The sequence below is a fragment of the Sphingobacterium sp. JB170 genome, assembly GCF_900163865.1.
Classification (GTDB): Bacteria; Bacteroidota; Bacteroidia; order Sphingobacteriales; family Sphingobacteriaceae; genus Sphingobacterium.
The window spans coordinates 84,186-108,931 of the sequence record NZ_FUKU01000053.1 but is presented as its reverse complement, the minus strand read 5'-3'; the positions used below and the strand labels follow the sequence as shown (position 1 = coordinate 108,931).

The window sequence follows — 24,746 nt, the reverse complement described above, 5'->3', positions numbered from 1 at the left end:
AGGCGTGTTCGGGACTTACACCCTAGAGTTATTGCCCATGCTGGGCACACCAAAATCGATGGTCATTCTTGGATGCCAACGCTCCTATTCGGAAAGGCACCTCCGAAGAATGTTTTGGGATGCTAACAATCGCTGTCATGGGTCGATCCACGACGGTCACAAGTACATTCCCGCACATTGATACACTACAGAACTGTAGGGCATATTTCAGAAGAGACAATTAGAAAATACATCGAGGACCAGAAAACCAAATAGCCCTTATCCCCACCCCTATAGGAACGAGGCTTTACAGGACGATATCGTGAAAGCTGTGCAGCCCAGAAGGCTATCATTTTGATAAGGTATCTATCAAAATGATAGCCTTTTTCTTTTCCTTATTTACTAATAAAATCCACAACAAACTTATATACAACCTATTAATCTCATATTTTTTAACTGGCATTTCGTTTGGCATATACCAAAACAATGACAAAGGCAATGAACATGAAAAATGTGAAATGGGAGCATCGAAGAGAACCTCCTCCATTTTCAAAATGGTTGAAATCATATCACTTATTGCAATGATAGTGATGTTGATTTTTGGAGTGCTAATGAAATATTTAAATCAGTAACAAACATAAAAAAATATGATAACATCCATTTTAGTATTAGCGGGGCTTGCCTGCTTTGGCTTGCTCTTTAAATCAATAGATTTTTTTGAGAAAATTTAGCATAAAAAAATGAAAACAAAAATCATAAACACCATTCGTCAATGGGTTCCTGAAACGGCCAGTCTTATACCAGACATAGACCATTTGGATGATACTGTGGCAGACTACCAACTATTGCACAAATTAGCAGAAGTATGTATGCATAAAATCCATTCCGGACGGGAAAATGAGCTGGAACGTGTGCAGGAAATTGCAAAAATAGTTAACCTGCTTTATCACCGAGGAAATCAATATACACGCAATGCGATTGAAAATGAGTTTCTAACAGCACTGTCCTTTGAGGAAAGCCCCGGAAGCCTGAAAATGCATTTAGAACTATTGCCGGTAGAATTAAGAAAAGGATACATAAAGACTATCCTCGAAAATTAAATATTGCGCTATCAGATGAACGAAAATGAAAAACACAGATGGGGTAAACTAAAAAGATCTGGCAAAGATAATTTTAGCTTTTACCCTATCCTGTCGACTCTGTTCTTCCGATAATTGCGAGAAAATGTAACTGAGCTAATGGATAAATTGAGCGAAAACAGGGCCAGTGCTTACCTGGCATTTCACTACGGGGATATCAAAGAGGAGATAAATAAACTTTCTACCCGTAAAAATTTTGCAGGCATCTTGCAAGCAATAGTGAATCATATCAATATTTTATTAACCAACGGACAAGCAGAAAAGATTGGTGTCAGAATAAAAATCATAGGGTGTCTCTATAAGCGCGGTAATGAATACGTACAATACCTTGTTGAAAATCTTTTTGTGCGCTCTTTTACGGGAATGAAAAGGCGTTGTACCGCAGAGCAATGGGCGTATGTATACCAGACTATTCCCAAAAATTTGAAAAACATTTACCAGCTTCAAACAAAAAATAATTTAACACAAAATATAAATTTATGATCGCATTATTCATAGTAGCCATAGGCGTGTTTGTTTACATCTGCTACGTACTGCTCAAACCAGAAAAATTTTAAACAACTTCAGCAGGTGAAGAACAATCCAAAGGGAAAAATCAAGGAATGGCTGTCCATAATATGCTGGATACTTTTTTTCATCTCGGTTATCTATCTGGCAATTCTCAAGATCCAAATCTTAAAACCATAAACGAAGCCCATGATAAAGATAATTACAGAAGTGAACGATGTAGCCCCCATAGCTTTGATTTTCCTGCTTATTTTGGGATTCGTCAAACTGTTTGGATGGATATTGAAAACCATATTTAATTAAGAAAAATGAACACAGAAATTTTAGGAATTATTGTCATGTTTACCCTGGCGATATTGCTGGCAATACCGCTGGGTAAATACATCGCAAGAGTATATGGCGGTGAAAAAACACTGCTCGACCCGGTCTTCAGTCCGCTAGAAAATATTTTTTATAAGATTAGTGGCATCAAGCCACAGACAGAAATGAGCTGGAAACAGCATCTGATAGCACTGCTCACCATTAATATGGTCTGGTTCCTGTTAGGGATGCTTATTTTGATGACCCAGGGAAGCCTGCCGCTGAATCCGGACAAAAACCCAAGTATGTCGGCCGATCTGGCTTTCAATACGGTTATTTCTTTCGTGGTGAACTGTAATCTACAGCACTACTCCGGAGAATCAGGATTGAGCTATCTAGGACAGTATTGGCTGATGTTCCTGCAATTTGTAAGTGCCGGAACAGGAATGGCAGCTGCTGTAGTGGTGTTCAGGGCATTCCGGGATAAATCGGCAACAAGTTTAGGAAACTTTTATACCTACTTTGTAAAATCATGTACCCGTATACTGCTTCCTATCTCGTTTGTTGTGGCCATTATCCTTGCTTTTGAGGGCACGCCGATGACCTTCGAGGGAAAAGACACCATTACTACATTACAAGGAGATCGCATTGAGGTCTCCAGAGGCCCTGCGGCCGCCTTCGTTCCGATCAAACACGTGGGAACCAATGGAGGAGGTTTTTTTGGTGTAAATTCCGCCCACCCCTTCGAAAATCCATCGTATCTGTCCAATATGGTCGAGATGATCGCTCAGCTCCTGGTGCCCATGGCTATGATTTTCGCATTTGGTTATTTTATCAGAAGAAGAAAATTATCGTGGATGATCTTTGGCGTAATGACCGTGGGTTTCCTGATGCTTGCTGTTCCCAATATTAACATGGAAATGAACGGTAATCCGGCGATCGCCGCTATGGGGGTAGATAATTCTCTTGGGGCGATGGAAGGAAAGGAAATACGTCTGGGAGCTCCCGCATCGGGTTTTTGGAGTATCGTCACAACTGTGATCTCTACCGGTTCAGTCAATTCCATGCATGACAGCTCCATGCCTTTGTCCGGAATGAATGAGTTACTGGCCATGATGATCAACAGTTTCTATGGGGGTGTCGGTGTTGGGATCCTAAACTTTTTCGTCTTCATCATTCTTGCTGTTTTTATCAGTGGCTTGATGGTGGGAAGAACACCGGAGTTTCTAGGTAAAAAAGTCGAAGCCGGTGAAATGAAGATTGCCATGATCATCGCTTTACTGCATCCTTTTCTCATACTGGTCGGTACCGCATTAGCCGCAGCATTGCCACAATACACAACGGCGACGTTAAACAACCCCGGATTCCATGGTCTGAGCGAAATGCTTTATGAATATACATCCTCATCGGCGAACAACGGTAGTGGTTTTGAAGGTTTGGGAGATAACACAATATGGTGGAACATCAGTACCGGCTTTGTGCTTATCCTATCGCGCTTCTTACCGATTATTGGCCCGGTCGCGATAGCAGGTTTATTGGCACAGAAGAAATTCATCCCCGAAGGTGAGGGAACACTGAAAACCGACACGTCCACTTTTGGACTGATGGTATTAGCTGTAATCGCGATCGTTGCAGCGTTGTCATTCTTCCCGGTATTGGCATTAGGACCTATTGCAGAATACTTCTCACTTTATTAAAAATTGATAAAAGAAATTAAAAATGAACAATAATACATCGTTGTTTCAAAAAGATCTGGTTCAGCAAGCCTTGACACAGTCTTTTTTGAAACTCAATCCGAAAACAATGTTCCGCAATCCGGTCATGTTTACCGTATGGATAGGCACATTGGTCATGTTAATTGTCAGTTTCTGGACATTGACAGGCGCACAGGGACAGGGAAGTTTTGGTTACAACTTTACCGTCTTTATCATATTACTGCTGACTTTATTATTTGCCAACTTTGCGGAGGCCATTGCCGAAGCGAGAGGAAAAGCACAGGCAGATAGCCTCCGGAAAACAAGAGAGGAAACGCCTGCAAAATTAGAAAATGGGAATACGATTTCGTCCGCCCAATTGCAAAAAGGAGATACTTTCGTCTGCGAGGCAGGAGATATTATACCCTCCGATGGACAAATAGTTAAGGGATTGGCAACCATCGATGAGAGTGCCATTACCGGTGAATCTGCTCCTGTAATCCGTGAGGCCGGTGGAGATAAAAGCTCTGTAACAGGCGGTACAAAAGTACTGTCGGATAGAATTGTAGTTGAAGTGACGACACAGCCCGGCGAGAGCTTTCTGGACAAAATGATCGCTTTGGTCGAAGGTGCGGCGCGGCAAAAGACACCGAATGAAATAGCATTGACGATCTTGCTGGCCGGATTCACACTGGTATTTATCATCGTGTGTGTGACCTTAAAGCCGTTTGCCGATTACTCCAATGTAACCATCACGATTGCCTCCTTTATCTCCTTGTTTATCTGTCTTATTCCTACAACTATCGGGGGGCTATTGTCCGCTATCGGTATTGCCGGAATGGACAGAGCTTTGAGAGCGAATGTAATTACCAAAAGCGGAAAGGCTGTTGAAACAGCAGGTGATATTGATGTTTTACTTTTGGATAAAACAGGAACGATTACCATTGGTAACCGGAAAGCAACCAATTTCTATCCTGCTGATGGTATTGATGAAAAAAGATTGATAAAAGCAGCTGTATTGAGTTCTATGGCGGATGAAACCCCGGAAGGAAAATCGATAATTGAACTCGCCGGGATCAATCCGTTAAGCTATGAAGTAAAAAATCCGGAATTTATCACGTTTACAGCTGAAACTCGCAGTTCAGGTATCGATTATGAAAATACACAGATCCGAAAAGGAGCGACTGACGCCATCAAAAATATTGTTACTCAGGCTGGAAATAAATTTCCAATTGAAGTCGGAGAAAGAGTAAAAGCGATTGCCCAAAATGGAGGTACACCACTGGTTGTCTCGGAAAACGAAATTGTATTGGGCGTCATCGAATTACAGGATATCATCAAACCCGGCATCCAAGAACGGTTTGAACGTCTTCGCAAAATGGGGATTAAAACGGTCATGGTAACGGGCGACAATCCCTTAACGGCAAAATTCATCGCGGAGAAAGCTGGTGTAGACGATTTTATCGCAGAAGCGAAACCTGAAGATAAGATGAATTATATCAAGAAAGAACAATCAGAAGGCCGTTTGGTAGCCATGATGGGTGACGGGACCAATGATGCTCCGGCATTGGCACAGGCAGATGTAGGTGTAGCAATGAATAGCGGTACGCAAGCGGCGAAAGAAGCAGGAAATATGGTGGACCTGGACAACGACCCTACCAAATTGATTGAGATCGTCGAGATCGGGAAACAGTTGCTGATGACCCGTGGTACATTGACTACCTTCAGTATTGCCAATGATGTAGCCAAATATTTCGCTATTATTCCGGCGCTGTTCATCACGGCAATACCCGCATTGCAGAGGTTAAATGTCATGAACCTGCACAGTCCCGAAACAGCTATTCTTGCCGCGGTAATTTTTAATGCAATCATCATTCCCTTGCTTATACCCTTGGCGCTGAAAGGTGTGGCCTACAAACCCATTGGAGCAAGTGCTTTGCTTCGCAGGAACCTGTTGATATTTGGTTTGGGTGGTGTATTGGTACCCTTTGCAGGAATTAAATTGATTGATATGGCTATATCGATTTTTATTTAATGGTAAGTAAAAATCGATAGGTGAAAAGGGCTTCTACCATTTTACTTTTCACATCTCAACAAAAAATGAAACCATGAAGAGCGCAAGCGCTTGATAGCTTCATCAACATTAAAACAATTAAATAAGATGAAAAAACATATTTTGCCCGCATTAAAATTGACTGTTGTCATGATCGTTTTTTTTACGGTCATCTATCCCCTTGCGGTATGGGGCATTGCACAGTTTGCTCCCAACGCGGGAAAGGGAGAAATCATTGAACATAACGGAAAGAAATACTATTCCAACATAGGGCAATCCTTTACTCGAGATCAATACTTCTGGTCTAGACCTTCCGCGGTGGATTACGATGCTTCGGGTTCGGGAGGTAGTAATAAAGGCCCTTCCAACGAAGAGTACTTAACGGAAGTTAAGGCGCGAATTGACACTTTTTTAGTCCACAACCCCGGAATAGATAAATCCGAAATTCCTGTAGACCTCGTTACCGCCAGCGGAAGTGGATTAGATCCCAACTTTTCAGTACAGGCTGCAAAAGTACAGGTAAAAAGAATTGCTAAAATAAGAGGTGTCGATGAGCTAAAATTAAATCAATTAATTGATGAGCAGACAGAAAAACCTTTGTGGGGCATATTTGGACCGGAAAAAATAAATGTACTGAAATTAAATATCGCGCTAGACGAACTAATGTAACTGAACAACCTTTCGCACCATTACTTCACATGTATGTGTAGCCATTGGAAATATAGGTTGTGAGAGGAATTCCATAAAACATGTAGATTTTAATCATTCAAACAACAATTTATTTAGATGAAAAACATAATTATGTTTTCAGCAATCCTGCTGGGAGCGACAGGGAGCATATGTGCTCAGGAAATTGAAAAAAAGCCCTTAACCATCAATGGATACGCCGAAGTATATTATCAGCAGTATTTTAATAATCCGAAATCCAACGCCAGACCGGGATTTATGTACAGTCACAACCGCAACAATGAAGTCAGCCTTAACTTAGGGTTGATCAAAGCTGCTTACCAAACGGACAATGTACGAGCGAATTTGGGTTTTGGCGTAGGTTCATATATGAATGCCAATTATGCTGCTGAAGAAGGTGTCCTAAAAAACATCTATGAAGCAAATATCGGCGTTAAATTGTCCAAAAACCACGATTTATGGTTGGATGCAGGTATTTTACCTTCCCATATCGGCTTTGAAAGTGCGATTGGCGCTGACTGCTATACGTTGACAAGAAGTATGATGGCTGACAATTCGCCGTATTTTGAAACAGGAGCTAAACTATCATACAGTACAAATAATGGCAAATGGGATATGGCTGTCCTTGTGATGAACAGCTGGCAACGTATCCAACGCGTGGAGGGGAACACCACGCCGGCGTTCGGACACCAATTGACTTACCGCCCTAGTGAGAAAGTGACGTTAAACAGCAGCTCTTTCATTGGGAATGATTTTCCGGATGATGAGCGAAGAATGCGCTATTTCCATAATCTGTACGGGCAGTTTGAAATCGACAGTCAATTTGCTTTGATTGCCGGGTTCGATATCGGAGCACAGCAAAAAGAAAAATCAAGCAGTGATTACGATACCTGGTATACACCTGTACTAATTGCCAAATACTCTCCCACAGACAAATTAAACATTGCTGCAAGAGGAGAATATTACAATGACAAAAATGGTGTTATTATAGATTCCGGCGCAGAAAACGGTTTTCAGACTTTTGGAGCTTCACTCAACGTAGATTACCGGATTCTGCCCAATTTAGTTTGGCGTACCGAGGTCAAAAGCTTAAACAGCAAGGATGCTGTTTTCTTAAACCGGGATGATGTGATGAAAAAAGGAGATGTGATGGCGATTACATCGCTGGCGATTCAATTTTAATATAGCTAAAATGGGTAAAAACGACCAGTTAATAGCGTGTCGTTTTTACCCACTTATTATAGTAAATTTGATTTAGTGCAAATACACATTAATATGAAAATAGCCATATTGACATTGGGAACAAGAGGAGATGTGCAGCCATACGCTGTACTGGGTAAAGCGCTGAAAGATCGGGGACACGAAGTCGTTTTATCCACAGCAAGAAACTTTGAAGGCCTTATTAATACTTATGAACTGGATTTTGTTCCAGTCGATGCAGACTTTCAGGCATTACTTAATTCTGAAGAAGGAAATAAGATTCGACATAATCCATTTCTCGCCCGAAAACATCTGAAAAAATTTGTTTACCCCATGTTACAGGACGCTTTAGTAAAGTTTTACGAATTGGCAAAACAAAGTGATAAAGTGTTGTTTCATATTAAAACAATGGCAGACAATTTTTCAGAAAAATTTCCGGAAAAGATGATTAGAACGAATGTCGTTCCGGCAAGCCAGCCGACCTCAGCATTTCCCAATCCTGTGTTTAGTGCATTCTCTTTGCCGTCTTTTCTAAACAGGTTCACCTTTAAACTGACCGAATTAGGATTAAGAATGTGGAAAAAACCTATTCAAGAGTTTCGGAAAAACATGGGACTTTCCCTTGAATTCAGGAAGCCTGACTTGATGTCTATCTATGGTATCAGCGAACTGCTGTTGAAAAAACCTGACGATTTTCCTCATAATAGCTTCTTTACCGGTTTTTGGCTGGACGATTCTCCTGTCGCATTAAGGCAAGATATCGTTGATTTTATCGAAAATGGTGCGCTGCCACTGCTTATAACATTCGGAAGTATGCCCTTTGGCAATAATCTTGACATTCCTGAACTCATCAATACGTTAAGCAAGCAGTTGAACATCAGAATAATTGTAGTGAAAGGTTGGGGATTTTCCGAAACGGAAGTACTGGACAAAAACCCGGATATAAAAGTGATTGATGCCGCCCCTTATGACAAATTGTTTCCTTTGGTTAAGGCAGTGGTACACCATGGAGGTATTGGCACAACTGCCTCGTGCCTGAAAGCAGGAAAGCCTTTTTTAACCTGTCCTGTATTGCATCCGCTCGGCGACCAGTTTTTTTGGGGTAAAATTGCTTATCAAAAGGGTGTAGCCGTATATCCATTGCCCGTAAAAAAACTTACACCAAAGAAATTCGTGGACAGTGTCCGTGCGTTATTAACGAACGAAACACTATCCCACAATGCTGTATTGATAGCTCAGGCAATGTCAATGGAAGACGGAATAGTGGAAGCAATAGAAATAATTGAAGGTTAGCCCTTTTAAGCTATATTATTTTAAATTTATGGACGAACGAAAAAGTGCTGAACATTTTTTAGATTTAATTCAGAAATCCAGAAGAGGAAAATTCAAACTCTATATCGGGATGAGTGCCGGTGTGGGAAAAAGTTACAGGATGCTACAGGAGGCACACACTCTTTTGCGTAATGGTATAGATGTTAAAATTGGCTATATAGAAACACATGACCGAAAAGAAACCCACGCCTTATTGGACGGTCTGCCTATTATCCCGAGAAGAAAACTATTTTACAAGGGAAAAGAACTGGAAGAACTGGATGTTCAGGCTGTGATTAATCTGCGTCCGGAAGTGGTCATTGTTGATGAGCTGGCACACTGCAACATTGAGGGAAGCAAAAATGAAAAACGCTGGCAGGATGTAATTGATATTCTGGATGCCGGCATCAATGTCATCAGTGCGGTAAATATTCAACATATAGAAAGCCTGAATGAAGAAGTAAGGGGGATCACGGGCATAGATGTGCAGGAACGCATCCCCGATAGTGTGGTTGCTCAAGCAGATGAAGTGGTAAATATTGACCTGACCGCGGAGGACCTCATTGATCGCTTGAAAGAGGGTAAGATTTATGAAAGTTCCAAAATTGATTCAGCGCTCAATAATTTTTTCAAGAGCGAGCATATTTTACAACTTCGGGAATTGGCCCTCAAAGAAGTTGCATCGCAGGTGCAACGAAAGGTAGAAACGGAAGTTGTACTTACCCGAAATGTCAAAAAAGAACGCTTTTTAACCTGCATCAGTTGCAATGAAAAAACGGCAAAAACCGTCATCCGAAAAACTGCACGATTGGCCAATTATTACAACAGTAAATGGTATGTGCTGTATGTACAGACTCCCAGGGAAGGTGCGGATAAAATAGCTTTGGACAAACAGCGCTTCCTGATCAATAATTTCAAATTAGCAACAGAATTGGGTGCTGAAATCATAAAAGTGAGGGCAAGAAACACAACCAAAGCTATTATCAAAGAATGTGAGGATAGGAAAATTACCACCGTATGTATTGGAAAGCCGCATATCACCTTAGTCAAGCTGATACTGGCAACAGATACTTTTAATACCTTATTGAACAAACTCTCAAAAGAAAAGATTGATCTCGTAATACTATCATGAAAGGAGACAATCAAATTTATTCAAAACGCTACGGTTTGAATAAATTTGATAGCTTCATCACCGAAAAAGAACAATCCGAGCCCGCGAGCTCACTAAGTAATTTAATCTGATGAAAATAAAAGCAAAATTAACATTTGGAGTTGGACTGTTGTTTGTATTAATCTTAGCTTTGGCTGCCATCAGTGGATGGTATGTAAATCAGCTCAAAAAAGACACTAACAATATCCTTGTTGCCAATTATAACACCTTGCAGTATTCTAGAAATATGTTGCTTGCTTTGGAGGATGTCTCTTCAGATAATTCAGCCATTGATGCCTTTCAAAAAAACCTGAATTTGCAGAGAGGTAATGTCACAGAGATAGGTGAATATGAGGCTACAAACCTGCTTGTAAAACACTTTAACGGACTGAAGAAACAAACTGAAGACTCGATCTTAATATCTTCCATACGAAAAGACATCAGTGAAGTGATGCAATTGAATATGGAAGCGATCAACAGAAAAAGTGGTATCGCAGATGAGACTGCGCAAAAGGCAATTGTAATCATATCTCTTACGGGAACGGTCTGTTTTTTGATTGCTTTCATACTATTGGTTAACCTACCGTCCAATATTGCCAATCCAATCAAGGAAATGACCGAAAGTATAAAGGAAATTGCCGCACAGAACTACCATAAGCGCGTTCATTTCGAAAGCAATAATGAGTTTGGGGATTTGGCAAAATCATTCAATACCATGGCCGAAAAACTGGAAGAATACTCAGAAAGCAAACTGGACAAAATTTTAAAAGGCAAAAAAAGAATTGAGACGTTGATTGATAATCTCCACGACCCTGTTATTGGTATTGATGAAACCAAAAAGGTTCTTTTTGCAAATGAAGAGGCATTGAACATTTCCGGGTTACGCAAAGAAGAGCTCATTGGAAAAAAAATACAGAATATAGCTGTTCACAATGATCTTATCCGAAATATCATTAAAGATATTTTTCTTCCAAAAGCGGAAAATCCGACAACTGAACAATTAAAAATTTACGCTGACGGAAAAGAAAGCTATTTTGAAAAAGAAGTCGTGGATATCAACATTTTACCCACCGGAGAAGAGAAAATCGAATTTATCGGTCAGGTTATCCTGCTGCGAAATATTACCCCGTTCAAAGAGCTGGATCTTGCCAAAACAAATTTTATGGGAACAGTCTCTCACGAATTTAAAACACCTATTTCGTCCATCCAAATGAGTTTGCAATTACTAGAGAATAATCAGATAGGAAGTCTCAACGAAGAACAGAAAGAGTTGGTAAACGGAATAAAAGACGATACAGTCAGACTATTGAAAATCACAGGCGAATTACTGAATATCACACAGGTAGAAAGCGGATCTATCCAAATAAATCTGCTGCCATCTGAGGTAAGCCCTGTTATTGATTATGCGGTGAATGCCAACAAATCTGCGGCAGATCATAAAAATATAAAAATAGATGTCAGTGCAAATGATAGTGTAATGATATCTGCCGATAGCGAGAAAACAGCATGGGTGCTTACGAACTTAATTTCTAATGCAGTCCGTTATTCCTATGAAAATTCAACTATTCTTGTCAAAACGGAAATACAAAATAATCAGATTCAGTTTTCAGTAACAGATACGGGGCAGGGTGTACAACCCCAGTACCTGACGAAGATTTTCGAGCGATATTTTCGGATTCCAGGTACAAAGAAGGAAGGTACCGGATTAGGACTTAGTATCAGTAAGGAGTTTATTAAAGCACAAGGAGGCAAAATTTGGGCGGAAAGTGAATATGGAGCGGGAAGCACCTTTTATTTCTCTTTAAATATTTACCAGAAATAGACGTGATACAATAGGACAAAGGTCGCGATCAGATAGTTACTCGACTGTCTTTGATGTTCCTTATAAAAGTCTTATGTCGCGTTGATTGGTTGTCATAATTTCCGACTAGCATGATGTCCCCTTCAACGATCTGGTGAAGCATGCCAATTGGATTGGAGAAATTCAATTGGCAGATCTGTTTTGTATCTTTGTTACAAAGGATTTACGAATGTTTAGACATAGCGGGAAGGGCCGCACCTATTTGCACAATCTCAAATTAGCTTCAATTTTATCGGGTGTTGCAGGAACTGTAAACATTGTTGGGGTTTTGGGTCTCAATACATTGACCACCAACATCACAGGCCATTTTGCATTTTTGTCGGAAGAGTTCTTTTTAAAGGACTATAACATGGTGTTTATTTATTTCATATACGTCCTGTTTTTTTTATTTGGGGCATTTGTTTCAAACACATTAACGGAGCTGGTTTCCAAGCACAAGCCCAATGCTTCTTATGTGTTGCCCATATCTGTTGAAATTGGCGTGCTTTTAATTGTTTCCTGTTCAGGCTTACTGGATATACACCAGGTAATCCTAAGCCCTGTATTACTCTCCTGTGCGCTGCTTTTTGCTATGGGGCTACAAAACTCCCTAGTAACAAGAGTTTCTAAATCCGTGGTAAGAACAACCCATTTGACCGGATTGTTTACCGATTTAGGCATTGAATTGTCACAATTATTTTTTTACAAAGGAGTCACCGAACGCAAAAAACTAAATAGAAGTATTCTCTTGAAGGGTGCAATTATAGGCTGCTTTTTCTCCGGAGGGTTGCTCGGAGGTTTCGCTTTTCTCAGTTTAGGAGTAAAAACACTGTTTATTCCGGTGACCTTACTGTTGTTCGCCCTTTGGTACGATCGGTTACTGCTTCGATTTTATAACATAAAACGCAGGCTCAGAAACCACAGATAGTTTTACTACATCTTCCAAAATATAAGCAACAGGAATTGGGTAAAGATAGGGGCACCTTGTAAGCATATCCACAGGAAAAGCAACGTTACAAATACAAAGGGCAAAGAACCGATAGATCATAAACCGATTACATAAACCATCCAACCTATTTTCTATCTCAGAATGTGATAAAGCAATTTTTGAGTTACTTATCAGATTTAGCATTTCTGTTCTTGCTTGCGTATTTCTCTTTTTCTTAAAATTTATTAACGCACCTCGAATCAATATTTACAAATACATCAAGATTGAATACCAAATCCTTGGAACACCATATAAATAATAATCATACTTATAAGTTTATCTATTTTTTACAAAAGTTATAAGTATACTTTTAATTTTTGGATTTAAGAGGTTTCTCAACACATCCGTGGTAGATTTTATTTTGATATACACTGCGACTATAGTCTGGTTCTAAACCGATTTCATCCTTTTTACTTTTATGAACATAATTGCCCCCGGTCGCTGTAAGTATGCATCCTAGCAGGATAAAAATTTTATTTATTTAAGGGAAGGAAAATTTTCATGCTTATAAGTCTTAGTGAATTCTTTATAGCTTTCTTTAATATGTAATATTAAATCGTAGTCTGTCATGTGTTCCAATTCTTCAATAGAGGGACGATACTCATTGATAAAACTTTGAAGTGAATCCCCTCTTAAAGGTGTTAAGGATTGGACTTTTTCCTTGGAAAACACACGATCCACGTAATTATATTCTTCCTCCTTTAACAATTTTTTTTGCAATCTAGAAACGGGCCTCTTGTTTTTAGTAAGTAAACCAATAACTGACAGTAGATTGACGCTAACCAAAGAGGAGGTAGAATTCTGAAATGGAGAATAGTGGGAAGAAGTATTGGCAGACTTAGAAATGAAAATATCTTTAAATCTCGGAGATTTATCAGCAAAGACGGCTGCATATTCCTTTCTCCTATTTAGAGAATCCTGCGTGTAATTGCGTGTTCCTGTTATTATTACTTCTTGTAAAGCAATTGGAGTACTTTCTAATATGATCAACATGGTGTCAGATTTAGTGCTATTACGACGCTCTACATAATACGTCTGATAACCCATATGGCTAACAGTTATGGTATCACCAAAAGGAACATTATCCAAGCTAAATCCCCCTGTTGCACTTGTGAATGTATCGTGAGAAGATGTCATAACTTTTGCGTTGATAATAGGGGAATTTGTAGTTTGGTCAACCACTAATCCAGTTAGCTGTTGCGCAAATACCTGATTTGATAAGTAGACAAAAAACACCGACACTAGCAATCTCATCATAAATTCAAAGTAAGATTAGAGTCTTGGACTTATCAAAACTAACAATCAATGAAGTGATTACGAAAGAAACTAACATTCTTTAACATTAGATTTCTTTTTTATTGCCATTTGGCTGAGGTTGCGCTACTAAAAAGTATCTTTCAGGATAAAGGAAATCACCTATTGGATACAGGCATTTGATCGTTCAAGAAAAGCGATTGGATTAGTTTACTTCCAGTTTATCGTATGATGCACAGACAGCAATAAATGGTTCGTGCCTTTGTTTTTTTCCACATGTTGCATCATGTAACCAAGTTGCAGTCCCAGATTATCCTTTACTTTATAGCCAAGGCCGCCATAAAGTCGATTTCTGTCAAATGTCTCGATATCTTTCGAATCGTCAATATTTAAAAAGATCTCGTCATAGAAAGCTAAATAAACCCCTCCTGCGGTAAAATCGCGGCGAGTCAGCGGAATATCTATAAAAATATTATACCTAAACCTACCTCGAAAGTCCTGCCGTTCAATGAACCGTTCCTCTAGTCTCAATCGATGTTTGATTTTAGATCTTTTCAAGCCATGGGAAAATAAAGCTTCTTGATAGATACGATGTTCGTGACTAGGCCGGTTAGGTGAACCGGGCTGTTCGGAATAAATAAACCCGTAGCCCATCGTTCCTTGCAGATAAGGCTTAAATTGGTATTGCCCACCTACGCGAAACAAACTCTGATTATGATCTCCAAATAGCGTATGATCTCTAAATTGAGCCTCGTGGTGAATACTAAATTTACTATCCTTAAATTTCGATTGTCCGAAATAGATCAACCAAGACTGGGGTTGCTGTGCATAACAAAGAAGTGTAGAAGATAACACAAACGAGAAAATCAAAAATACGCGCATGTCCGAAAATAACACACGAATATTCTACTTTCAAAAAAATACATGTAACAATGTCTTTATATCCGGAAACTGGTCGTATTTAGCTGCCTTTTGACTTAAACAGGTGAGTGAATATCGTTCTCGAAGGATAATTCAACAAAAAAACCGTATCGCAAAACTACAGACGAATCACAAAAATAAAAAGAACAGTAGCGCGTTTGGAGCGTCCTTTCAATGCTCTATGGAGTTTATAGCGTTACCGAAATAATTTGTTTTTTGGTTTACAAAATTTATTTTCTACATTTGATATGTAGTACATATAGACTTATTAGTTAGGCAACCAAAAGAAAACTATTATGAAAAGAACACTGGTCTTTTTCTACACTTGTTTGTGGCTCATTTCATTGACAACAGCAATAAATGCACAAGGTACAGAACCTTGAGGGTAAAGAAAGTAAAAAAAACACTCTTCTTTGGCCCCTGCATGATGCTTCAATTAATACAAACCCTAAAATTACTCAAACCGAAGGTTACTGATGAAACAACGAAATAATTTAAATAAAAATTGGATGATGGCATCCTTAGCGATGATTTTGATTTTTTGTGTTTCAGTGGCTGAAACGTCAATAGCGCAGACTATAAAGCACAACGTTGCCTCATCTACGCCGGTCTTGACGCCTATCGACCACCCCTATTCGTCTCTCCGTATTCCGGCATTAGTAGTAACTGGAAAAGGCACACTTCTGGCTTTCGCTGCCGGAAGAATAGATAGCGGTAGCGACTGGGCTGATATGGATCTGGTCATGCGAAGAAGTGAAGACGGAGGAAATAATTGGGAGCCCCTACAAATTGTTGCAAAAAGCTCAGGGAACATGCCTGTGGACAACCCCACACCAATCATCGGGCAGAATGGGATAGTCCATTTAATCTATCAACGAGACTATTCACGCGCCTATTACACACAATCCAAAGACGACGGTAAGACTTGGAGTAAGCCTTCGGACATTACTTCTACTTTTGACGAGTTTAAGGACGAATATAATTGGAAAGTCTTGGCCCCCGGTCCCGGGCATAGCATCCAGCTGCAAAACGGACGATTGATTGTGCCTGTCTGGTTAGCCGATTCCGATGTCCTTACACCGCATAGGAGTCATAGACCCTCACGAATTGCCACCATATATAGCGATGACATGGGAGAAACCTGGAAAAGAGGTGCATTGATACCGGATGTTCAAGGCTTTAAGAATCCAAGTGAAACGATGGCCGTTCAACTTGATGATGGACGTGTAATGTTGAATATACGCAACGAATCGGAAGAAAGAAAGCGAGGAGTAAGCTATAGCAAAAATGGCATCACCAATTGGACGCCTCCAACTTACATCGATGATTTGTTCGAACCCATTTGTATGGGAAGCATTATCCGCGTAGATCAGCCTGAGGGCAAGTCCTACCTCATTTTTGTCAATCCTGATAGCGAACAAATCCCCAAGCATCCGCGGAAAAATCTGACCGTCAAGTTGAGCTCAGACGGCGGAAAAACTTGGCCGGTATCCAAGATTCTGGAAGAAGGAGTAGCAGGCTATTCTGATTTGGCTGTTGGATTAGATGGTATCATCTATTGTTTATACGAAACCCGGACTGATAAGCAAAAAGGATTGGCTTTACATTTAAGTCAATTTAATATCCAGGAACTTATCGACCAACTGTAAATCTGAACTTAGAAACAGCAACAATTCAGTATAAATATGAAGCACCCCGTTCTACATATTGTGATTATTGTGCTAACCAGTATACTATTGGTGGCGCATCAACGCGTAAACGCTCAAACCGCAAGGCGACCCAATGTACTTTTTATCGCTGTTGATGATCTGCGTTCCAATGATGGAAACTTTGCAGCAATTACGCCTAATATTGATCGGCTCGCCAAAAAAGGCGTAGTGTTTAATCGAGCCTATTGTCAACAAGCAGTCTGTGGCCCATCTCGAGCATCAGTCCTTACAGGACGGCGGCCGGATGTGACGAAGGTATGGGATCTAAAAACACATTTTCGGCAGGCCTTACCAGATGCCGTTACATTACCGCAGTATTTTAAACAACATGGATATGCCGCACGAAATGTGGGAAAAATCTATCACGATTCAAAAGAGGCACAAGATCCTGTGTCGTGGTCTGCACCGGAGATAAAAGCAATTACAGATGCTGCAGGTCCAAAGTACGTCCTTCCTGAAAATCAACCCACAAATGGCTCTTGGAAGAAGGCCTCTTGGGAATGCCTCGAGGTTCCTGATACGGCTTACGTAGATGGCCAAGTCGCTAGTGCTGCTGTTAATGTAATCCGCGAGCTAAAAGATTCATCATTTTTTCTCGCTGTGGGTTTCAGAAGACCGCATCTCCCTTTTTCCGCTCCTAAGCGATATTGGGATCTTTACAACCAGAGCGAAATACCGCCCCCATCTCCAGATAGCGCACCAGAGGCTGCACCGAAAATTGCGTTGCATGATGGGGTGGAGCTACGAGGTTACAATGATATTCCGGATTCAGGAGCGATTCCTGTAACTAAAATACAGCAGCTACGACACGGGTACTACGCAAGTATCTCCTACATAGATGCTCAGATTGGGCGATTGATAGATGAATTGGAACAACAGGGATTAATGGAGAATACCGTGATTGTTTTGTGGAGCGATCATGGCTTTCATTTGGGAGAGCTCGGCCTATGGGCTAAAACCACAAATTTTGAAATGGATACCCGCGTTCCCCTTATCATTTGTTCTCCACATGTCGGTGTCAAAGAATCTAATACCGAAGCCCTGGTTGAGTTGATTGATATCTACCCTACGCTGGCTGAACTTGCAGGGTTAGATATCCCTGATGGGTTGGAAGGCAAGAGCATGGTACCATTGCTGAAGAATCCGACACGCCCTTGGAAAAAAGCAGCATTTAGTCAGTTCCCACGTCCTTGGATGTATAAGAATGAACCCAAGTATATGGGATATTCCGTGCGAACAAAAGAATACAGGTACACCGAGTGGGTAAATCTGGATGAGGGGGCCGTTGAATCTAAAGAGCTATATCATTATTCCCCTAGCACCCTTGAAAAACGCAACTTGGCCGGTTCTAAGGAGCACAGGAGAATCGAAAAGTCAATGATGAAGCTTTTGAGACAGGGCAGAAAATTGAGAAGGGACAATGAGTGAAGCATCAAAGGACAAATCAGTGCTTCTATTTTTTAAATTCGAAAGCTCTCTAGTGAGAGTGCCCCCAAACGGAGCTAAAACCATTGAATGAATTAGCCAAGTTTTCTTATGAAGGCAGGCGGTTGAGAAAAAACATTCACAAGCCTAGATGGTGGATTGAGTTAATTGTTTTTAATCACGCTTCTATTCTTTTTCTTTGTTTTATTTACCCACATCATAAACCCTGTTACTGGAAGTGAGGCGCAAATAAGCGACATAAAGAAATATAAAAATTTTGTCCCTATGCCGTAAATATTACCGACATGAAGGTCATAGTTCATAGCCGCTATTTGATCACCGAGCCGATTAGTCTCATCCATTTTTACGTCGACAATGTATCCATCTTTTAGATTAAAATAATACCAAACAAAATCACTCGTTTTGTCTTTTTGTAGACGGACTTGAATATCCTGCTTATCCCCATTGGCTTTCAGTCTTAAGGACATCATATCGGCGCTAGGATGCTTTCTTAAGGTATATGTTAGTGCATCATCGAGAGCGTGCAGCTTTACCTGGGGGATGACTTTGGCGGACGCATCTAGCATACTGCGATCAACGAAATTAAATGCATTTATATATCCTTCCTTAAATTTCGGGTAAGCAAAAACCAATCCTGTAATAGCGAAAATTAGAGCTATCAATAAACTATAAAACCCGAGTACATTATGCAGATCATAAATTAAGCGTTTCCATTTAACGTTAAAGGATAGCGTTAAGCCACGCTTAATTGGTTTTCTTTTCCATTTCTTAGGCCACCATAGTACAATACCACTGAGCAAAAGAACAGTAAATAATATCGTCGAAGCTCCGACAAGGGCATGCCCTACTTTCTTTCCCAGCAATAGATTTAGATGTAACTGAAGCACAATTTGAAAAAATTCATACTTTGTATTTTCGACTGCCTGTACTTCCCCCGAATATGGATTAACAAATACACGCTTGTAATATTTTTGGTAATTCCAGTGTCCAAATGCATGCTCATTTGTCTGTGCAGCGCGGAATATCCAAGTTCTATCTTTCGCTGGAAACAAATCTAGTCGAGAAATTTTTTCATTACTACTTATCGCCTGCTGCGCAATTTTTAATAGCTCACTTACCGGTAATGCCTCGCTAGATGAAACAGGTTCCTGAATATAATAACGTTCTGGATAGACGAGTAATTTTAGTTCATCTTGGAACACATAGATACATCCAGTAATACTCAAGATAAATACAATAATACCGGAAAATAATCCCAACCATTTATGGAGCCAAATGATGCCCTTTTTGAACATTTCTAGAATTTAAAATGTAGATTTAAATTTGCTCTGGTACCATTCCCGCGAACGTACTCTGCATCTAGAGCACGATATTGACTCACTGTAGGGTAATAACTTGTGTTAAAAATATTTTCAATACCTAAACTGAGTTCCCACTGCGGATTAAACGCATAGCTGGAAGACAGATTGAAGAGATCCACATTCTTTATTGGTCCTTCACTGTTATTATATCGCCCGGTATCGTTCACGTCAAACCGATCACGAGAACCGGTATGCACCCAGAATAATTGAAGGTCCCATTTTCGCGTTGGATAATAATAGATAAAAGCAGTGGCTTTAGCCGGCGCTATGCGCGAGCCGTTAAGATAGATTTTATCCCCGTTATCAAGCTCCGCTTTACCTTCAACATACGCATAACTTCCTCCAACACTTAGTTTTTGAGAAAGCGCCGCGTCTAATGTAAACTCAAAACCACTTACTCTCTCTGGCTCCCGTTGCGCCATTAAAAACCCGCCGACATCAACAAGGTTGACGCCCAATTCAGACGTGCTTATATAATAGGCCGCCGTAAAATTCAACATTTTATATCGTGATGAAAACCCTGCTTCGTAATTATTGGTAATTATCGGATCTGTTTCTATCGCTTCCAACGTATTTTCCTTCGCCCGACGTAATACCCTCCCTAATTCATTAATCGCAAACCCTTGGGAGAAACTTACAAATGGATTAAATATGTCGAACCTATTAAATCGCAAGCCCGCATTAAACATGGTTGCTTTGTAGGGGATATCACCTCCCGAGACGGGAATACTACCCTCATTATCAGGACCCGTAGCGATAGTGTTAAAAGATTTTACACGCACCGTCGCGTTCTCATAGCGTATGCCACCTTTAAAAATAAAATTTTCGAAAAAGTCCATTTTCAACTGTGCGTAGGGCGCTAAATTCACCATTGACAATTTTGGTATATATACTCTCCCGTCAACTAGATCTTGATAGGTCACGTCATTGAGCAAATCTAATCCATAGGTCAATTCAGAAGGGATATTACCGATATTAAAAGCGGAATTGAAATTAGTACGCAATCCCTTTTTATTCGATTTAATCATTGTCTGCCCCGGACCATACCAGGACGAACCCATGGCTATAAAACGATTCATTGAACTAAAACTATTCACGTAAGCCGTTACATCTAGCGCAGTATTCGAGAATATTTTGGAGTTCGAATAGGTTAACATCGCATTATGATTATAGGGAGTCCCTGCGGGTTTTCCGGGGTCTGCTCCCTCTATTCCAATTGTTGGCGTCTGGCCATAAACACCAGTCTCACTTATATATTTAGCATGCTGCGTGCTTCCAAAATAATTATATAGTAATGTAAGTCCAGAATGATCATTAATATCGTATCCTACTTTTAGAAACCCGTTGTAAGAGCGGGTATTCGACAAACCATCTACCTGACCTAGGGGCGTTCCATCGGCATCGCGCAGCAAGCCCGTATAATCTAAGCTTCCACCGACCGTATAGTTCCACTTATTTCGTGTCCCCGTAAATGTTTGTGCTACCCGGTAGCCGATCGTTTCATCTGCATGTAAAGGACTAAAAGAAGTCCCTATCGATGTCGTTCCTCCAAATTGCTTGGCATTGTTATTTTTCTTGGTGATGTAATTAATGATACCTCCACCCGAACCATTACCATAGATTGAAGTCGCACCTTTAATGACTTCAATGCGCTCAATAACCCCCGGATCTATAGTTCTTATATCTTTCGAACCATTCATAAGTGGAGTCGACTGCGGGATCCCATCTATTAAAACCAGAACCTGCCGTCCGCGCAAGGTTTGGCCGCTGTTATTCGCCTTATTGGTACTCGTCCCCAAACCGGGTACCGCATTGCCTATCATGGTAGCAAGATTACTCGAAATATTTAATTGTGCATCGATCTCTTTTTGATTTAATATCGTAACCGACGAGGGAACCGTATTTATATTCTCGACCTTTCTTCCAGCGGTAACAATTACTTCATCTAAAAACTTATTATCCTGAGTCAACGTAAAAGTTAACAAAGCAGACGTAATTGTCGGCGATATAGTAGCATTCAAGTTCTGATAACCTATTGCCGATAACAACAAACTTTTATTTTCGATAACGCTCACGTCCAGCAAAAATTCACCGTTTTGATTCGTCGTGCCTAGTACCTTCTTATCTAATCGAATAGAGGCGCCTTCGATATTATCATTTTGTTGATTTTGTATTCGGAGGGTAACGTCTTGAGCAGAGACTATCGTTGTTAACATAACCAGCACGGAGACAATTGAAATTGTAACTGTCCTTAAACACTGTCCTTGGAACACTGCTATTGACGAAAAGATAAGATTCATTTTTAAAGCTTATTTAGATTAAATACAAATTGAGGCAAATGTAAAAAAATAAATCACTTTTACCAATCGTATCGAAACATATAATTCATTTTTGTTCACTAGGCTTGTTAAATAAATAACCCGTAGATAAAACGTGTGGTGATCTCTCGACCTAATAAGGAAAAGCATCTTGTAAATTGGATATTATTGATCTATACACGAGAAAAAAGGCGTGATGCATTACATTAAAAAATCTCATTTAATCGTCGTATTATTTTTTGTCAGTATGAGCGTCTTTGGAACTCCGAAAAAATACCGGCCTGCGAAATAGATGGGTTTTCGTAACCGTTATATCTACGAATCTTCTCTGCAACAGTTCCCTGATTCAATAGCGAGATGCACCCATGGTTCTTGTTTTCAATTAAGTTATCCAAAAAAACACCTGGTCGTGGAGTTTGATTACGGAATACGTGGCGTACAATGTCTCGCAACGGCCGCTTAAAAAAATAGATTTAACAGAGTCCTCTTGCTAAACAGCCCCGACGACTTTCTTCAAAAACTGGTGTACTTTACCTGGTATACCCTGATACACATGGGATTGTAATCTCCAAGCGCACAAAAAAAGCAAGCCGTTGCAAAACGCGCTGCAAAAGAAGTAGCAGTCCCGTAATGAACAGGAAGATACCCACTGCCCTATTCATTTTTGTGAAATAACCTCGGGAAAAAAACATTTTTGGTCGTTGGTTTTCTATCTTAGGGGCGACAATAAATCAAGTAACAAGTAAATTATCGAAATGGAGAGTATGAACATACTACTGGTCGAAGACGATGCCGATGTCGCGGAGTTCATAATTCAGGGCTTGGAGGAAGAAGGTTATATGGTATTTCATGCAGATAGGTACAGTGAAGTACTTAACGTCCTGGAAGAGTGGCAGGTTGACCTGGTTATTTTAGATATTTTATTGCCGGAGATGAACGGATTAGAAGTATGCAGAAACTTACGCGAAATCGGTTATACTCATCTCCAAATATTGATGTTAACGGCGCTTGCAAGCCCAGAAAATGTCGTAATCGGCTTAGATAGCGGCGCGGATGATTATTTATCCAAACCATTTAAATTGATCGAATTAAAAGCACGCGTGCGGTCCTTGATACGACGAAAACGTGAAATTACCCTCCAGGCTACCAGCAGCGAAAAAAAACATCATCGCTACGGCTTTATTGAGATCGATGACTACAAGAAAATTGCTTTTTCCCATGGGCAGGCCCTTAGCCTGACTTCGACAGAATACAGACTATTATTATTATTACTAAAATCTCCCGAAAAGGTCTTTGACAGGACGGAGCTGCTAGACAAAGTATGGGGGATTAACTTTGACATCGGCTCGAATGTCGTTGACGTATATGTCAACTATTTGCGTAAGAAAATTGAAAAAACGACTAAACAAAAGGCGATCCATACAGTAATTGGTATGGGGTATGTTTTAAAAATTGAGGAATAATTGAGAACTTACAATAAACTACTTTATGCACTGATTGGTATATTAGTGATCTATACGATCACTTTTGTCGCTTTCATCTTTTATTCGGTGACAAACTTTGCCTTTTCTGATTTCTATAAACGCCTGGACCTTAGAAGGGAAATTACCGCTAATCATGTCCTTGACACCAAGCGGGAAGGTGTGGCATGGTCCAAAAACTATATTGAAGAACTTTTCAATCAAACGGAATTTGTGCTGGAATTTGACGAGAAGAACAGAATCAAGTCCGATGCGTATTTTGATCCTTCGATTTGGAAGATGATTAACAAAAAGGGGCCGACGAATTTTAAAGTAGGCAATAAATTCTACTCAACAAGCGTCTATCATCACCAAAACAAACAATATGTTATCGGGATATCTGCCGAAAACTATTTTTATTCTCATCACTTAGCTTACCTACGCAACCTATTAATCATCTCCCTTATTCTGGGGATTCTATTTGTCACCGTCGTTTCTCTCTTAGTAAAGCGATCCTTCATTAAGCCTGTGCACCGGTTAATCGGTGAAGTGGAGAAATTCAGCACGGAAAATCTTTTTCTTCGACTGAATGAAGATCGGGAAAAAGGTGTCTTGCAGAAACTAGCTCGTACTTTCAACCGTATGCTCAATAGAATTGAAACCTCTTTTGAGACGCAGAAGAATTTTATCAGTAATGCTTCTCACGAACTAAACACCCCCTTAACGACGATCATCGGCATCGCAGACCTCGCGCTTTCTAAAGACCGAACGATCAAACAATACCAGCAAGCTCTAGAGAAAATTATGGTTTCCTCGGAGAACCTAGAAAAGAAAACTCGCGCCCTTCTGATGCTTGCGCAAACGGGCTACCAAAACAATACATTAAAATTTACACCCGTCCGCATCGACCAAATTATCATGGATGCGGAGATCGCGGTTAAAGACATTAACTCTAAATTTCATATTAAGACCGATTTCAGCTTATTGCCCGAAGACAGCATGAAGTTAAAAGTGAATGGATCCGTTGCACTTCTTCAACTGGCAATCTCGAATCTCGTTTCTAATGCTTGTAAATATTCCGAAAATCACACGGCGTATGTCGCCCTAGGTGCGGGTGAAAAAAGCGTCATCATATTGATCAGAGATAAAGGTATCGGAATACCGCAGCAGGAGCTGAAGTTCGTGTATGACCCGTACTTCCGCGCGTCTAACGTATCCTCATACTCGGGATATGGTATTGGACTGCCTCTTGCCCGAAATATTATTCAGATGCATGAGGGGAAACTAACGATCAATTCTGAACTGGCTAAAGGAACTACTGTACGAATAGAGCTGCCAAGTTGTCAATTCTAATCCAATTCTAATACCGTGAACGTATTTTAATCTTCCCTTAATGTACCTCCACAAAGTCTAATGTAAAACTAATACA

21 protein-coding genes are annotated in these 24,746 nt (G+C 40.2%); 17 read left to right on the top strand and 4 right to left on the bottom strand.

All coding sequences use genetic code 11. The features are described 5' to 3' along the window. The 13 genes from FM107_RS19760 to FM107_RS13970 form a co-directional block, all read left to right on the top strand. Positions 1–181: hypothetical protein (locus FM107_RS19760; RefSeq protein WP_218779001.1), on the top strand; the 181-nt coding region annotated here is incomplete at its 5' end. Between the two features lie 538 nt (positions 182–719). Continuing rightward, positions 720–1,079 carry a hypothetical protein gene (locus tag FM107_RS14020; protein WP_086949103.1) on the top strand — a complete coding sequence of 120 codons (360 nt, stop codon included), beginning with the start codon at positions 720–722 and terminating at the stop codon, positions 1,077–1,079. A gap of 138 nt (positions 1,080–1,217) precedes the next feature. Continuing rightward, positions 1,218–1,601 (top strand): hypothetical protein, encoded by a 384-nt coding sequence (locus tag FM107_RS14015; RefSeq protein WP_086949102.1) that lies wholly within the window; start codon positions 1,218–1,220, stop codon positions 1,599–1,601. After that, positions 1,598–1,675, top strand: a complete 78-nt coding sequence (gene kdpF, locus FM107_RS20265) for a K(+)-transporting ATPase subunit F (RefSeq protein ID WP_086949112.1) — start codon at positions 1,598–1,600, stop codon at positions 1,673–1,675. Before FM107_RS14015 ends, kdpF begins: the two co-directional genes overlap by 4 nt. A gap of 45 nt (positions 1,676–1,720) precedes the next feature. Further along, complete coding sequence (locus tag FM107_RS19395) at positions 1,721–1,924, top strand: hypothetical protein (protein ID WP_143559496.1); 204 nt, start codon at positions 1,721–1,723, stop codon at positions 1,922–1,924. Positions 1,925–1,933: 9 nt separating this feature from the next. Beyond that, positions 1,934–3,622, top strand: a complete 1,689-nt coding sequence (kdpA, locus tag FM107_RS14005; protein ID WP_086949101.1) for a potassium-transporting ATPase subunit KdpA — start codon at positions 1,934–1,936, stop codon at positions 3,620–3,622. Positions 3,623–3,644: 22 nt separating this feature from the next. Further along, positions 3,645–5,654 carry a potassium-transporting ATPase subunit KdpB gene (kdpB, locus tag FM107_RS14000; RefSeq protein ID WP_086949100.1) on the top strand — a complete coding sequence of 670 codons (2,010 nt, stop codon included), beginning with the start codon at positions 3,645–3,647 and terminating at the stop codon, positions 5,652–5,654. 126 nt (positions 5,655–5,780) lie between these two features. Then, entirely contained in the window at positions 5,781–6,341 is a 561-nt protein-coding gene (locus FM107_RS13995) for a K(+)-transporting ATPase subunit C (RefSeq protein WP_086949099.1), read from the top strand. Positions 6,342–6,458: 117 nt separating this feature from the next. Beyond that, complete coding sequence (locus FM107_RS13990) at positions 6,459–7,541, top strand: porin (RefSeq protein WP_086949098.1); 1,083 nt, start codon at positions 6,459–6,461, stop codon at positions 7,539–7,541. 93 nt (positions 7,542–7,634) lie between these two features. Next, positions 7,635–8,852: a glycosyltransferase gene (locus FM107_RS13985; protein ID WP_086949097.1), complete on the top strand. Its 1,218-nt coding sequence runs from the start codon at positions 7,635–7,637 to the stop codon at positions 8,850–8,852. Positions 8,853–8,880: 28 nt separating this feature from the next. Further along, a complete protein-coding gene (locus FM107_RS13980; RefSeq protein WP_086949096.1) occupies positions 8,881–10,002 on the top strand; it encodes a histidine kinase in 1,122 nt (373 codons plus the stop codon). A gap of 109 nt (positions 10,003–10,111) precedes the next feature. Then, positions 10,112–11,842, top strand: coding sequence for an ATP-binding protein (locus FM107_RS13975; RefSeq protein WP_086949095.1), 1,731 nt, complete (start codon positions 10,112–10,114; stop codon positions 11,840–11,842). Between the two features lie 208 nt (positions 11,843–12,050). Then, complete coding sequence (locus FM107_RS13970) at positions 12,051–12,788, top strand: YoaK family protein (RefSeq protein WP_086949094.1); 738 nt, start codon at positions 12,051–12,053, stop codon at positions 12,786–12,788. A 537-nt stretch (positions 12,789–13,325) separates the two neighbouring features. On the opposite strand, the gene FM107_RS13965 is transcribed toward FM107_RS13970, so the two are convergent. Both FM107_RS13965 and FM107_RS13960 read right to left on the bottom strand, forming a co-directional pair. Beyond that, positions 13,326–14,105, bottom strand: coding sequence for a carboxypeptidase-like regulatory domain-containing protein (locus FM107_RS13965; protein ID WP_086949093.1), 780 nt, complete (start codon positions 14,103–14,105; stop codon positions 13,326–13,328). A gap of 207 nt (positions 14,106–14,312) precedes the next feature. Then, positions 14,313–14,984 (bottom strand): DUF2490 domain-containing protein, encoded by a 672-nt coding sequence (locus tag FM107_RS13960; RefSeq protein ID WP_086949092.1) that lies wholly within the window; start codon positions 14,982–14,984, stop codon positions 14,313–14,315. A 548-nt stretch (positions 14,985–15,532) separates the two neighbouring features. Between FM107_RS13960 and FM107_RS13955 the strand changes: the two genes are divergently transcribed. Together FM107_RS13955 and FM107_RS13950 are read left to right on the top strand one after the other, a co-directional pair. Further along, positions 15,533–16,672 (top strand): exo-alpha-sialidase, encoded by a 1,140-nt coding sequence (locus FM107_RS13955; protein ID WP_086949111.1) that lies wholly within the window; start codon positions 15,533–15,535, stop codon positions 16,670–16,672. Between the two features lie 36 nt (positions 16,673–16,708). Further along, positions 16,709–18,160: a sulfatase gene (locus FM107_RS13950; protein ID WP_086949091.1), complete on the top strand. Its 1,452-nt coding sequence runs from the start codon at positions 16,709–16,711 to the stop codon at positions 18,158–18,160. A 161-nt stretch (positions 18,161–18,321) separates the two neighbouring features. On the opposite strand, the gene FM107_RS13945 is transcribed toward FM107_RS13950, so the two are convergent. Both FM107_RS13945 and FM107_RS13940 read right to left on the bottom strand, forming a co-directional pair. Next, the gene (locus FM107_RS13945; protein ID WP_086949090.1) at positions 18,322–19,473 is read right to left on the bottom strand and encodes a PepSY domain-containing protein; all 1,152 of its coding nucleotides are present in this window, start codon (positions 19,471–19,473) and stop codon (positions 18,322–18,324) included. Between the two features lie 2 nt (positions 19,474–19,475). Then, positions 19,476–21,755, bottom strand: a complete 2,280-nt coding sequence (locus tag FM107_RS13940; protein ID WP_218779000.1) for a TonB-dependent receptor domain-containing protein — start codon at positions 21,753–21,755, stop codon at positions 19,476–19,478. Positions 21,756–22,621: 866 nt separating this feature from the next. Between FM107_RS13940 and FM107_RS13935 the strand changes: the two genes are divergently transcribed. After that, positions 22,622–23,320: a response regulator transcription factor gene (locus tag FM107_RS13935; RefSeq protein WP_086949110.1), complete on the top strand. Its 699-nt coding sequence runs from the start codon at positions 22,622–22,624 to the stop codon at positions 23,318–23,320. Further along, positions 23,321–24,670, top strand: coding sequence for a HAMP domain-containing sensor histidine kinase (locus FM107_RS13930; protein ID WP_086949088.1), 1,350 nt, complete (start codon positions 23,321–23,323; stop codon positions 24,668–24,670). Positions 24,671–24,746: the final 76 nt, after the last annotated feature.

What these genes read in the sequence shown, in the direction of transcription:
- kdpB (WP_086949100.1), top strand. Translation starts at nt 3,645, where the DNA reads ATGAACAATAATACATCGTTGTTTCAAAAAGATCTGGTTCAGCAAGCC.
- FM107_RS13960 (WP_086949092.1), bottom strand. Translation starts at nt 14,984, where the DNA reads ATGCGCGTATTTTTGATTTTCTCGTTTGTGTTATCTTCTACACTTCTT.
- FM107_RS13945 (WP_086949090.1), bottom strand. Translation starts at nt 19,473, where the DNA reads ATGTTCAAAAAGGGCATCATTTGGCTCCATAAATGGTTGGGATTATTT.
- kdpF (WP_086949112.1), top strand. Translation starts at nt 1,598, where the DNA reads ATGATCGCATTATTCATAGTAGCCATAGGCGTGTTTGTTTACATCTGC.
- FM107_RS13970 (WP_086949094.1), top strand. Translation starts at nt 12,051, where the DNA reads ATGTTTAGACATAGCGGGAAGGGCCGCACCTATTTGCACAATCTCAAA.
- FM107_RS13935 (WP_086949110.1), top strand. Translation starts at nt 22,622, where the DNA reads ATGAACATACTACTGGTCGAAGACGATGCCGATGTCGCGGAGTTCATA.
- FM107_RS13950 (WP_086949091.1), top strand. Translation starts at nt 16,709, where the DNA reads ATGAAGCACCCCGTTCTACATATTGTGATTATTGTGCTAACCAGTATA.
- FM107_RS13975 (WP_086949095.1), top strand. Translation starts at nt 10,112, where the DNA reads ATGAAAATAAAAGCAAAATTAACATTTGGAGTTGGACTGTTGTTTGTA.
- FM107_RS13940 (WP_218779000.1), bottom strand. Translation starts at nt 21,755, where the DNA reads ATGTTAACAACGATAGTCTCTGCTCAAGACGTTACCCTCCGAATACAA.
- FM107_RS14020 (WP_086949103.1), top strand. Translation starts at nt 720, where the DNA reads ATGAAAACAAAAATCATAAACACCATTCGTCAATGGGTTCCTGAAACG.
- FM107_RS13985 (WP_086949097.1), top strand. Translation starts at nt 7,635, where the DNA reads ATGAAAATAGCCATATTGACATTGGGAACAAGAGGAGATGTGCAGCCA.
- FM107_RS13955 (WP_086949111.1), top strand. Translation starts at nt 15,533, where the DNA reads ATGATGGCATCCTTAGCGATGATTTTGATTTTTTGTGTTTCAGTGGCT.
- kdpA (WP_086949101.1), top strand. Translation starts at nt 1,934, where the DNA reads ATGAACACAGAAATTTTAGGAATTATTGTCATGTTTACCCTGGCGATA.
- FM107_RS13980 (WP_086949096.1), top strand. Translation starts at nt 8,881, where the DNA reads ATGGACGAACGAAAAAGTGCTGAACATTTTTTAGATTTAATTCAGAAA.
- FM107_RS13965 (WP_086949093.1), bottom strand. Translation starts at nt 14,105, where the DNA reads ATGATGAGATTGCTAGTGTCGGTGTTTTTTGTCTACTTATCAAATCAG.
- FM107_RS14015 (WP_086949102.1), top strand. Translation starts at nt 1,218, where the DNA reads ATGGATAAATTGAGCGAAAACAGGGCCAGTGCTTACCTGGCATTTCAC.
- FM107_RS13990 (WP_086949098.1), top strand. Translation starts at nt 6,459, where the DNA reads ATGAAAAACATAATTATGTTTTCAGCAATCCTGCTGGGAGCGACAGGG.
- FM107_RS13995 (WP_086949099.1), top strand. Translation starts at nt 5,781, where the DNA reads ATGAAAAAACATATTTTGCCCGCATTAAAATTGACTGTTGTCATGATC.
- FM107_RS19395 (WP_143559496.1), top strand. Translation starts at nt 1,721, where the DNA reads ATGGCTGTCCATAATATGCTGGATACTTTTTTTCATCTCGGTTATCTA.